Here is a 12280-nt window from a genome sequence, read left to right as displayed (position 1 = left end):
TCGAAGTCGGAGTCCAGGATGCACACGATAGCCAGCCCCACAGGGCCGCACAAGGAAACCGGTGGACAGCGGGCCGACCGACGCAAACCCCACCGGATCGCCACCTTCGCCGAATTGCGCCCTTTGCGACGACCAGCCCGATTTGCCTGTTCACCGGGGAATCGACACCTTTGCCGATGCTACGGCATTGGTGACGATCGAGAAGATCGTCCCCGCTCTGATCCGCCAGTCTCGATTGAAATGCCCTCGACAAGAATCGCCATACCACAAGACCGACACCCGCGAAGAGCAATGGGAATTACCGGGGATTGATTTGCCATCACTCGATACCGATGGGACTCTCGATCCCAAGCGGCTCCGTACCCATGGCCGATCGCATTCGAGAGGTGATGTCGATCTTGCGAGAGACGAAGAATTCACTGCGCCGAGGGGAATCGGGAGAGATTCGGAGCGGAAGCAAACGGTCCGGAACGGGGCGAATTCCGGTCCCGGGTCCTTGGCCTCGACTCTGGGAGCCGCGGGACCAGCCCCTGAACGACCCGTTCCACAACGATCCGAAGGGACGGCCGTCATGAACAAGCGTCGCGCACCACGACGCACGGTGGACGCCGCCACCGCAGAGAAACGGCAACGCGAGCTGAAGGCCCACCTCAAGAAGCTGCTCGGGGATCCGAGGAACCGCGCCATCCTCGATCTCGATGCCGCCCGCACACGCGCGAGGAGCAAAGGAAGCGGAACGGTCGGCCACCACGTCTGGGACGACCTGACGTAGCCGGATCGGCCGGTCGACTCATTTCCTCACCCGCGAGGGGCAGTGGTTCTGGGACGAATACACCACCGGCCCGGCCGAGCGCGCCCCACCCGTACGCCTCGCCGGAACAACTCGCGGCGCTGCCGCCGACCCTGGTCATCACCGACGAGGCGGACGTGCTCTGCGAAGAGGGCGAGGCCCACGCCGCGACGCTGCGCGCCGCAGGCGTGCGGGTCACCGCCGTGCGCGTGCTCGGCATGGTCCACGACTTCATGATGCCGGACAGCCTGCGCGACACCGCCGCCAACCACGTCGCCCTCAAGCTCGCCGGCGACACCCTGCGCGACGCGCGACGCCCTGCACGGCTGGTGAGAACCGGGCCGTGCAGGGCGTGCCGGCGCGGGGCTCAGCGTGGCGTTCGCACCGCCCGGGCGGCGGCCACCCGTCGGAGCAGGGCGCGGCGTTGTGGGTCCTCGGGCTGAGGAGTCCGCGAGCCGGGCGAGGCCTTCGGGGTCTCGGCCGGCGGGGTGAGGCGGGCGGCCAGGGAACGGGCGGTGGGGTACTCGAAGACGACGTGCGACGGCACCGGCCGGTCCAGGCGCTTGGCGAGGCGGGCACACAGGGCCAGGACGGCCATGGAGTCGGCGCCGTGGTGGAACACGTTGTCGTCGGGGCCCAGTTGCGCGGCCAGGACGTCGCCGAGGACGTCGAGGACCACCGCCTCGACGGGCGTCCCGGCCCGCTCGGCGGGGCGCCGGCCTCCCGCCCCCGTCGGGCCCGCGCCCTGCAGCTGCCGGGCCAGTGCGCCGGTGTCGACCTTGCCGTTGACGGTGAGCGGCAGGTCCCGGTGGACGCCCACCCGGGCGGGCACCAGGTACCCGGGCAGCCGGCTGCCGAGCCAGTCGCGCAGGTCCTCGGGCGTCACGGCGGAGTCGGCCACGGTCTCGACGGCGGCCGCGAGTTGGCGGCCGGTGGGCGAGTCCACGGCGAAGGCGACGGCGTGGCGCACGGCGGGGTGGGCGGCGAGGGCGGTCTCGACCTCGCCGGCCTCGATCCGGAAACCGCGGATCTTCAGCTGCTTGTCCCGGCGGCCCAGGTACTCCAGGGCGCCGTCCGGCAGCACCCGGCCGTAGTCGCCGGTGCGGTAGACCCGCTCACCGGGCGCCCAGGGGTGGGCGGGGAACCGCTGCGCGGTCAGCTCCGGGTCGTTGAGGTAGCCGACGGCCAGGCCCGGGCCGCCGACCACGATCTCGCCGACGGCCCCGACCGGCAGCGGCCGGAGCCGTTCGTCCATGACGTGCGCCGTGGACCCGTGGATCGCGCGGCCGATCGGCACCGAGCGACCGGCGGCGGGATCCCGGTCCAGCCGGTGGCAGCAGGAGAACGTGGTGTTCTCGGTGGGGCCGTAACCGTTCATCAGGACGGAGCGCGGCACCGAGCGGGCGGCCTCGGCGAACAGCTCGGGCGGAACCGCCTCGCCGCCGACCAGCAGGTGGCGCATCCCGGCCAGGGCCTGCGGTGCGGCCTCCACCATCCGCGCGAACAGGGTGACGGTGAAGAAGCCCGCGGTGATCCGGTGGCGCTCGATGGCCCGGCACAGCAGCAGCGGGTCCTTGAGCTCGCGCGCCGTCGGCACCACGACCGTGCCGCCGTTGGCCAGTGCGCCCCAGACTTCGAGGGTGGCCGCGTCGAAGGACGAGTTGGCCACCAGCAGGGTGCGGTCCTGCGGGCCCAGCGGCAGCGTGCTGCTCTCGCGGACGAGCCGCACGACGGCGTGGTGCGGGATGCCGACGAGCTTGGGGACGCCGGTGGAGCCGGAGGTCGGCATCACGTAGGCCAGCGCGTCGTGCGCGGGGCTGTCGGCGACCCGGGCGGCACCGGCGGCGCTGTCGGCGACGCGGTCGGCGACGCGGTCGACCAGGACGAGCGACATCCCGTCCGGCAGTTCGGCGGGGTCGAGCAGGCCCTCGCGGGTCAGCACGACCCGGGCGCCGGAGCGGCCGGCGAGGTCGGCCAGCCGGGTGGCGGCGTGCTCGGGGGCCAGCGGGAGGTAGCAGGAGCCCGCCTTGAGCACGGCCAGCAGGCCCGCGACGAGGTCCGCCGACTTCTCCAGCACCACCGCGACCGGGTGCTGCTGGTCCGCGTCGGCGCCGAGTCCGGCCGCGATGGCCTCGGCCCGGCGCACCAGCTCCGCGTAGCCGAGCCGGCGGTCCCCGTCGATGACGGCGGTGGCCTGCGGGTCGCGGGCCGCGTGGCCGTCGACCAGGGCGGTCAGGGTCTCCCGCGGCGCCGGCGGCGGCAGGGGCCGGCCCGGCCCGCCGAGGACGGTCAGCTGCTCGGCGGCGCCCATCGCGGGCAGTTCGCCGAGCGGCAGTTCGGGGTGCTCGGCGAGCGCCGCGAGGAAGGCCGCGAAGCCGTCGGCGAGCCGTTCGCGGGTGCCGTCGAGGAACTGCGCCGGGTCGCACAGCCAGCGCAGCCGGATCCGCTCGTCCTCGTCCCCGAAACCCTCGGCCACGTGACCGTCCTCGACGAACAGCGCGAGGTCGTACACGGCGTTGCTCGGGATCGACGGCCAGCGGCCGAAGGTGAGCCCGGCGGCGGTGCGCGGGCCGGCGGGCGCGACGTGCTGCGCGACGACGACGCGTGCCGGTCCGGGGGTGCCGCCGGTGAAGTCGAGGGACTGGATGATCTCCTCGAACGGCAGCGCCGCGTGGTCGAGCGCCCGGCCGGCCAGGGCGGCCAGCTCGCGCAGGTACGCGGGGAACGACTGGTCCTCGCGGACGCGGTCGCGCAGCGGCACGAGGTTGACGAAGTAGCCGATGGCGCTGTGCGCGTCGAAGGTGTCCCGGGTGGAGGCCGCGATGCTCACGGTGTTGTCCGGGCCCAGGCCGCGCAGGTGCAGGTAGGCCTTGAAGGCGGCGGTGACGGCGGTGAAGCGGGTGGTGCCCGCCGCGGCCGCGAGCCGGCCCAGCGCGGCGGTGGCGGTGGCGTCCAGGCGCTGCTCCAGCACGCTGGTGCGGCGGGCCGGCGCGGGCCCCGCGGTGAAGGGCTCCGGCAGCAGCATCGTGTCGGTGAAGCCGTCCAGTGCCTGGGACCAGTACTGACGCAGCGTCGTGCCCTGCGGCCCGGCGAGCAGGCGCCGCTGCGCCTCGGCGGCATCGGCGGGGTGGGCGCCGGGGGCGAGGGCGGGTTCCGCGTCGGGGTCCTGGTAGGCCTCGGCGAGGTGGGCCTCGAAGAGCTCCGCCGACCAGCCGTCGAACACCAGGTGGTCGGCGGCCAGGACGAGTGCCGCGGTGCCGGGCGCGGTGACCAGCTCGGCGTGCCAGCAGGCTCGGGAGACGTCGAAGCGGTGGCGCAGCCAGTGGTCGATCCGGGCCTGCACCGCGTCCCGGTCGGCCGCCGCGTGGACGCCGAACGGGACCTGGTCCGCGCCGGACGGGGCAGGGTCCGCGCCGGGGGCGGGCTGGACGAGCTGGACGGGCCGGCCGTCCTCGCCGGCGGCGAAGACGGTGCGCAGTGCCTCGTGCCGGGCGGCGACCCGGGCCACGGCGCGCCGCAGGCGGTCCCGGTCGTACGCGCCGTCGAGCCGGACGGCGTGCACGACGGTGGTGTCGGAGCTCTCCGGGTGCAGTTCGCGCCAGGCCCAGAGCCCTTCCTGGCTGCGGGCGGCCGGCTTGCGGCCCAGGCGGGCACCGGGCTGCGTCGCCCTGCCGGGTGCCTCGGGCTCGTCGGTGGGCTGCTCGGTGGCGGTCCTCCGGGCGAGCTCGCGCACCGTCCCGGCGGTCAGGGTGTCGGTCGCGCCGACGGCCAGGCCGTGCCGGCGCAGCCGGGAGGCGATGTGCATGGCCGCCAGCGAGCCGCCGCCGACGGCCGGGAACGGGTCCGTCACGCCCAGCCAGGGGGCGTCCAGGACCTCCCGCCAGACGTCGAGGACCAGCTGCTCGCGCTCGCCCTCGGCGGCGGTGGCCGGGCCGAGCGCGGTGGGCCGGGAGCGGTCGGCGAGCAGGGCTGCGGTGTCGACCTTGCCGTTCGCGGTGAGCGGGAAGGCCGCGGTCAGGATGATCCGGGTGGGGCGGGCGGCGGCGGGCAGCCGGTCGGCGGCCCAGGAGCCCAACTCCTCGGCGAGGCCGGGGGCTTCGGGATCCTCGACCTCCATCGCGGCGGCGAGCCGTGGGCCGACGGGGGTGGGGGTGACGATCGCCAGGGCGCGGCGCACCGCGGGGTGCGCGCCGAGCACGGCCTCGGTCTCGCCGAGTTCGACCCGGACCCCGTCGATCTTGAGCTGGCTGTCGCGGCGGCCGGCGAACTCCAGGGCCCCGTCGGGCAGCAGCCTGCCGTAGTCGCCGGTCAGGTAGGCGCGTTCGCCGGAGTCCGGCAGGTGGACGAAGGCCGCCGCGGTGAGCTCCGGCGCGTCGAGGTAGCCGCGGGCCAGGCCCGCGCCGGTGAGGACGATCTGGCCGACCTCGCCGGCGGGCACCGGGCGCAGCTCGTCGTCGAGCAGGTGGACGGCCATGCCGGCGACCGCGCGGCCGATGGGCGTGCGGCGCCAGGGGTCCTCGACCCGGTCGAACAGGTGCATCGCGCCGACGACGGTGGACTCGGTGGGGCCGTAGCCGTTGATCAGGCGCAGGCCCGGTACGGCCGCCACCAGTCGGCCGAGCAGCTGCTGGGGCAGCGGTTCGACGCCGACCAGCACGCGGTCCAGCACGCAGGCCCGGGCGCCCTGGTCACCGCCGGAGGCCTGGTCACCGCCGGAGACCCGCTCGCCACCCGCGGCCCGCTGCTCGACGATGTCGACCAGCTCCGCCAGCATCCCGGCGGGGAGGTAGGCGTGGTTGACCCGGCGCTCGCAGAGCTCGTCCCAGAGCCGTTCCGGGTCGCGCACCACCTCGTCGTCGGGGACGTGGACGGTGCCGCCGTTGACGAGGGTGTTGAACACCTCCCAGACCGTGACGTCGAATCCGGGGCTGCCGACCATGGTCCCGACCGGCCGGTTCAGGCACGGCGCCAACTCGTTGACGGCACGCACCATGTTGAGCACCGAGTGCTGCTCGATCTGCACGCCCTTGGGGGTGCCGGTGGAGCCGGAGGTGAAGAGCACGTAGGCGAGGTCCTGCGGGTCCACCTCGGCGGGCCCGTCCACGGCCGGGGCCTCGGACAGCACGGTGTGCGCGTCGAGCGGGACGATCGGGCAGTCGAGGCCGCCGGGGGTTTCGCCCGGGGCGGCCTCCACGACGGCGGCGGGCCGCAGTCGGGCGAGCACCGCGGCGCGGCGCCCGGCCGGGAACGCGGTGTCGACGACGCAGTAGGCGGCGCCCGCGTACAGGATGCCGAGGAGCCCGAGCACGGTCTCGGCGCTGCGGCCGCCGACCACGGCGACGCGGTCGCGCGGCCGGACTCCGGCCTCCCGCAGGGCCCGGGCCAGTTGCCGGGCCCTGCGGTCGAGTTCGGCCCAGGTCCACCGGCGCGACCGGTCGGTGAGCGCCGGGTGGTCGGGGGCCTCGGCGGCTCGCGCGGCGAGGACGGCGGCCAGTGTGTCGGGTGTGGTGGTCATGGCGTGCCTCACGAGACGGAAGAGGTCTGGGCGGGGACGGTCGCGGGGGCGGTCGCGAGGTCGGGGACGGTCGCGGGGGCCGGGGCAGTCGCAGGGGCCGCGGGGGCAGCAGCGGGAGCGGCGGCCAGGGCGAAGCGGCGGGCGAAGCGGTTGCCGTCCGCGAACCGCGCGGTCTGCGGCGCGGGCAGCGGTTCGTCGTCCCGGCCCTCGGCGAGCGCGGTCAGCAGCTCGGCCAGCCGCGTGGTGAAGCGTTCGACGGTGGCGCGCAGGTAGCGGTCGGGCGCGTAGAGGAGGTGGATGGTCAGCCCGTCCGGGTGGGGCAGGAACTCGATGCACAGGTCGAACTTGACCGCGCCGGGCGGCGGCAGCCGCAAGGCCGTCACCTCGTCCGGGCCGGCCGGGTGCTGCTCGCCGTCGAACATCGTGACGACGACGGAGAAGAGCGGGTTGCGCTGCTCCTGGCCGCCGAGCCCGGAGCGGTTCACCACCTCCTGGTACGGGGTCGAGGCGTGCTCCAGGGCGCCGAGGAAGACCTCGCGCACATGGCCGACGGCGTCGCGCAGCCGTCCGCCCGCGGCGTGCGGGCGCAGCCGCAGCACCACCGGGTCGACGAACATGCCGACGACCGACTCGAAGGCGGGCAGCGCGCGGTTGGCGAGGTTCGATCCGACGACCACCTCCGCGCGGCCCGACCACTCCGCCAGGGCCACCGAGGCGGCGGTGAGCGCCAGCGCGTACAGCGTGGTGCCCTGTTCGCTCGCGACCCGGCGCAGCTGCCGGGTCAGCTCGGTGGGCAGCAGCCGGCGCAGCGCGGCGGCCTCGCCGGGCACGCCCTCGGCCGCGCTGTCGGCGACGGGGGCGGACGGGTCGAGCCCGCGGATGACCTCCTGCCAGTAGGCGAGGTCGCGTTCGCGGACCTCTGCGGCGAGGGAACGCTCCCAGCCGACGAAGTCGCTGTAGTCCGCCGGCGGGAGGGCGAGTCGTTCCGGCGCCGTGCCGTCGGCCAGGGCGAGGAGGTCGCGCCGGAGGATGTCCACCGACCAGGCGTCCATGGTGACGTGGTGGCAGACCAGCAGGACGCGTACGGCTGCGGGCTCGGTGGCGATCAGGACCCGGACGGCGTGCTGTTCGAGGTCGAAGGGCCGGCGGACGAACGGCAGCGCCGCGCGCTGGAAGGCGGCTTCCAGCTCCGCCTCGTCCGCGCCCGCGGACGCGCCCCCGTCGGCCCCCAGGTCGACCGTGTCGACGGGCACCGCGTCCACCGGGGCCGTGACGCGCAGCGGTGCGCCGTCCGGCCCGGGCAGGTACCGGGTGCGCAGTTCGGTGTGCCGCTGCAGGAGGGCCGCCACGGCGGCGCGGGCACCGGCCTCGTCCAGCTGCGGCAGCCGCCAGCCGAACGGGACGTTGTAGTGGCTCGAGTCCGGGTCGAACTGCCAGAGGTACCAGAGGCGTTGCTGCATGGTGGAGAGCGCGTCCGAGGGCTCGAAGGCGGGGGTCGCGGGGCCGGTGGCGGACGGGCCGGACGGGCCGGTGGCGGTGCCGTCGGCGCAGAGCTCGGCGAGCGCGCCGAGCGTGCTCGCGCGCAGCATCTCGGCCAGCGAGGCCGCGGTGCCCAGGGCGGTGCGCAGCCGGGCGGCGATCTGCATCATCTGCAGCGAGTCGACGCCGAGGCCGGCGAGGCTCTGCTCCGGGTCGGCGCAGGCCTGACCGGTGACCTCGGCGACGGTGGCGGCCACCGCGGCGAGCACGGATCCGCCGTCGAGGGCGGCGCCCGTCCCGGCCGCACCGGCCACCTCGGCCAGCCCGGCGGCGACCCGGCGGCGGCGCGCCGCGAGGTCTCCGGCGGCGGCCACCAGCACCGGGGCGTCGGAGCGCAGCGCCCGGCGCAGCAGCCGGACGCCCGCGTCGGTGCCCAGCGCGTCGGGCCCCGGCGTGCCGTCGGCGCTCCAGCCGTCCCAGCGCACGCTGCGCCACACCGGGCCGTCCGCGGGCCGCGGGCGGGCCGCCAGGGCGTCCAGGTAGGCGTTGCCCGCCGCGTACGCGCCGAACCGGAATCCGCCGAGCACGGTGGAGATCGAGGAGTACAGCAGGACGAAGTCGCAGTCCGTGCCGTGCAGCGCCTCGGCGAGGATCGCCGCGCCGCGGACCTTGGCGGCGGTGATGGCGAGCGCGTTCTCCGCGCTGGTGTCGGTCAGTTCGCGGAACTCGCTGGTGTCGGTGTGCCCGGCGAGGTGCAGCACCCCGTCCAGGCGTCCGTGCCGCGCGACGAGCTCGGCGACGGCGGCCCGGACGGCGGTGGCGTCGGTGACGTCCAGGACCAACTCCTCGACGGTGGAGCCGAGTTCGGTCACCTGGGCGAGGATCGCCGCGTGTTCGGGGGCGGCCGGGCGGCCCACCGTACGGCCGGCGAGCACCAGCGTGCAGGGGGCCTCCTCGCTCAGCGCCCGGGCGGCGGCGGCGCCGATCCGGCCGTTGCCGCCGAGCAGCAGGTAGACGCCGCCGCGCCGGACCGGCGTGGGCCGGTCGGCCGGGGCGGGCTCGTAGCGCACGGTGTAGCGGTGGCCGGCGCGCAGGGCGACGTCCTCCGGGCTCGGGGCGAGGATCTCGGTCACGAGCGCGTCGAGGTCGTCGGCCGCTTCGGTGCGGGCGTCCGGGGCCGGGTCCAGGTCCACCAGGTGCGCGGAGACGCCGGGCAGCTCGTGCGGGGCGCAGCGGACCAGGCCGAGGATGGCCGCGGCCGAGGCGTCCGGCTGCTCGCCGGCGGTGACCGGGAGCAGGCCCCGGGTGACGAGGTGCACCGAGCGCACGGTGGTGCCGTGGGCGGCGAGGGCGCGGGCCGGGGCGAGCAGGCCTCGTTCGAGCCAGGCGGCCAGCGCCTCGGGCCCGGCAGGCTCGGCAGGCCCGGCGGGCTCGGCAGGCTCGGCGGGGTCGGCGGGTACGCCGGTGGCGGCCACCGCGAGGGTGAGGTCGACGACGTGCTGGGCCGGGGAGCGCGGGGAGTCTCCGGGCGCCAGCAGCTCGACCTGGTGGCCGGCCCGCTCGATCCGGGCCGCCAGTTCGGCAACCAGTGAGGAGGACGGCGAGCCGGCGGCAGCCGCCGGTACGAGGAGCGCGACGCGCAGTGCCTCGGCCGGCGGGGTGAGGGCGCCGCGCGGGGAGATCCGCGCGACCGGCAGGCTCAACTCTTCGGCGCCGCGCAGCCCTTCGGCGGCGGGGGCGGTGGCGGTGGTGCGCTCGTGCCGCCAGTAGCGGTGTGCGGCGAAGGGGTAGCCGGGGAGGCGGACGAAGGCACGGTCGGCGGTCTGGTTCAGCGCGTCCCAGTCGACCGGGGTGCCGAGCGCCCAGAGCCGGCCGAGCGCGGTGGCCAGCGCTTCGAAGCCGTCGTCGGCGCCGGCCGAGACAGCGACCGCGAGCTCGGCCGTGCGGCCGGTGCCCTCCGCGGTGGCACGGGAGACGAGTGCCGTGAGTGCGGTGCCGGGGCCGAGTTCGCAGAAGCGCAGCCGGTCGGCCTCCAGCAGGCACCCGGCGGCGGAGGCGAACCGGATCGGCTCGCGCAGGTGGCGCACCCAGTAGTCGGGGGCCGCCCACTCCTCCGGTTCGGCCCAGGTTCCGGTCAGGGTGGAGGGCATCGCGGCGCGGGCCGGTCGCGGGTCGGCGGCGGCGACGGCCTGCCGGTAGGCGTCCAGGATCGGGTCCATCAGTGGCGAGTGGAAGGCGATCGCACCGGGCAGGATCCGGCAGTTGATCCCGCGGGCGGTCAACTCCCGCTGTGCGGCCTCCACTTCCGCGACGCCGCCGGAGAGCACCAGCCGGTCGGTCGCGTTGTGTCCGGCCAAGGCCAGGCGCTCGCCCAGCAGTTCGGCCACGTCCCGCGGTGCGCAGTTGGCGGTGAGCATCGCGCCCGGCTCGCAGCCGCGCATCAGGGTGTCCCTGGTGTGCAGCAGCCGCATCACCGCGGCGCGCTCGAAGACTCCGGACAGGTGGGCGGCGGCGTACTCGCCGAGGCTGCTGCCGAGGTACGTGTCGGCGTGCACGCCGAGGTGTTCGAGCAGCCGGGCGTAGGCGATCTCCACGGCCACCAGCGCCGGCTGGTACGGGTTGCCCGCGGTCGCCGGCCCCTCGCCATCACCGTTGCCGTAGCCGTTGCCGCGGCCGAGCAGCTGCTCCAGCAGGTCCGGCCCGGTCAGGTCCAGGGCCTCGGCGCACCGGTCGATCTCGGCGCGGAAGACGGGGTGGGCCCGGTAGAGGTCGGCGGCGTGCCCGCCGGCCCGGCCCGCCTGCCCGGGGAAGCTGAACACCACCGGGGCGTCACCGCCGTACCGGTCGGCGGACAGCCGGTCCGCGACCGCCGGCAGCGCGCGCAGCGACTTGCGGGCCTGCTCGGCGTCGGCGGCGACGAGCACCGTCCGCGCGCCGGTGTGGGCGAAGCGGCCCCGGGCCAGGGTGTGCACGGTGTCGGCGAGGGCGGCCGCGGCGAGGTCGGGGCTGTCGGCGAGCGCCCGGGCGTGGCGTTCGAGCCCGGCCCGGTCGGGGGCGCAGAGCGGTAGGGCGAGCGGTCGGTCGGCCGCCGGGCGGGCCGGTTCGGCCGCGTAACTCTCGACGATGGCATGGGCGTTGGTGCCACCGACACCGAAGGAGCTGACCGCGGCGCGGCGCACCGGCTCGGTCCACCGCTCGGCGGCCTGCGGGATCCGGAACGGCGTGGCGGCCAGGTCCAGGTCGGGGTTGAGGGCTTCGTGGCCGGCCAGCGGCGGCAGCAGCCCTTCGCGGACCGCGCACACCGCCTTGATCAGCCCGGCGACGCCGGCGGCGCGGTCGAGGTGTCCGAAGTTGGCCTTGAGCGAGCCCAGGGCGCAGAAGCCGGTCCGCTCGGTGAACAGCTCGTACGCCTGGCGCACCGCCTCGATCTCGATCGGGTCGCCCAGGCGGGTGCCGGTGCCGTGCGCCTCGAAGTACCCGATGGTCTCGGCGGGGACGTCGGCCAGGGCGAGCGCGGTGGCGATCAGCTCGGCCTGTCCCTGGACGTTCGGGGCCATGAAGCTGCTCTTGGCGCGGCCGTCGTTGTTGGTCGCGGTGGCCCGGATCACGGCGTGCACGGTGCGGCCCTGCGCCAGCGCGTCGCCGAGCCGCTGCAGCACCACGGCGCCGGCGCCGTTGGCGGGCACGGTGCCGTTGGCGGCGGCGCCGAAGGGGCGGCAGCGCCCGTCCGGGGAGGCGATCATGCCCTCCTGGTACACGTAGCCGAGGTCCTGGTCCGGGTCGAGCGAGACGCCGCCGGCCAGGGCCACGTCGGTCAGGCCGCCGCGCAGGCTCTGCACCGCCAGGTGCACGGCGACCAGCGAGGAGGAGCAGGCCGTCTGCACGTTGACCGCCTCGCCGCGCAGGTCGAGCAGGTAGGCGACGCGGGTGGCCAGGAAGTCGGGGCTGTTGGCGATCATGCGCCGGTAGCGCTCGTTCTCGTCCAGCCCGTCCACCGGGCCGGAGATCCGGTAGCGGCTCGGCGCGGCCGCCGCGTACACCGAGACGGTCCGCTCGGCCTCGCCCGGGACGACGGCGGCGTCCTCGAAGGCGTGCCAGGCCACCTCCAGGAAGACGCGGTGCTGCGGGTCGAGCAACTCCGCCTCGTGCGGGGTGAGTCCGAAGAAGGGGGCGTCGAACCGGTCCGGGTCCGCCAGCAGCCCACCGGCCGGCACCCGCGCGCCGGACGCACCGCCGGACGCACCGCCGGACCCGGCGCCCGGCTCCCAGCGGGTCACCCGGTCCTCGCCGTCGAGGCAGTGCCGCCAGAACTCGGCGAGGTCGGCCGAGCCGGGGAAGCGGCCGGCCATGCCGACCACGGCGATGTCCGAGTCCTGGTAGGGCCCGTGGTCGGGCCCGTCGTAGGGTTCGTGGTCCGGTCGGTGGTCCGGCGGGGTCAGCGACATGATGGGGTGGCTCCTGGGGTTCTGCCGAGTCGGGGCGGGAATGGTCCGGCG

3 protein-coding genes and 1 pseudogene are annotated in these 12280 nt (G+C 75.7%); 2 read left to right on the top strand and 2 right to left on the bottom strand.

Annotated features, from left to right (window positions below; all coding sequences use genetic code 11):
- The first annotated feature begins 571 nt into the window (after window positions 1–571).
- Together BX285_RS36905 and BX285_RS26725 are read left to right on the top strand one after the other, a co-directional pair.
- The gene (locus tag BX285_RS36905; RefSeq protein ID WP_147465236.1) at window positions 572–772 is read left to right on the top strand and encodes a hypothetical protein; all 201 of its coding nucleotides are present in this window, start codon (window positions 572–574) and stop codon (window positions 770–772) included.
- Between the two features lie 19 nt (window positions 773–791).
- A pseudogene (locus tag BX285_RS26725) lies at window positions 792–1101 on the top strand (alpha/beta hydrolase fold domain-containing protein); the annotation flags it as partial.
- 56 nt (window positions 1102–1157) lie between these two features.
- Here BX285_RS26725 and BX285_RS26720 read toward each other — a convergent pair.
- Both BX285_RS26720 and BX285_RS26715 read right to left on the bottom strand, forming a co-directional pair.
- Window positions 1158–6305, bottom strand: coding sequence for a non-ribosomal peptide synthetase (locus BX285_RS26720; RefSeq protein WP_121178452.1), 5148 nt, complete (start codon window positions 6303–6305; stop codon window positions 1158–1160).
- Window positions 6306–6313: 8 nt separating this feature from the next.
- On the bottom strand, window positions 6314–12229 hold the full coding sequence (locus BX285_RS26715) for a type I polyketide synthase (RefSeq protein WP_121178451.1): 5916 nt from the start codon (window positions 12227–12229) through the stop codon (window positions 6314–6316).
- Window positions 12230–12280: the final 51 nt, after the last annotated feature.

Origin of the sequence: Streptomyces sp. 1114.5 (assembly GCF_003635085.1) — a bacterium.
Classification (GTDB): Bacteria; Actinomycetota; Actinomycetes; order Streptomycetales; family Streptomycetaceae; genus Kitasatospora.
The sequence above is the reverse complement of the archived record's forward strand: the minus strand, read 5'-3'. Positions and strand labels throughout refer to the sequence as shown.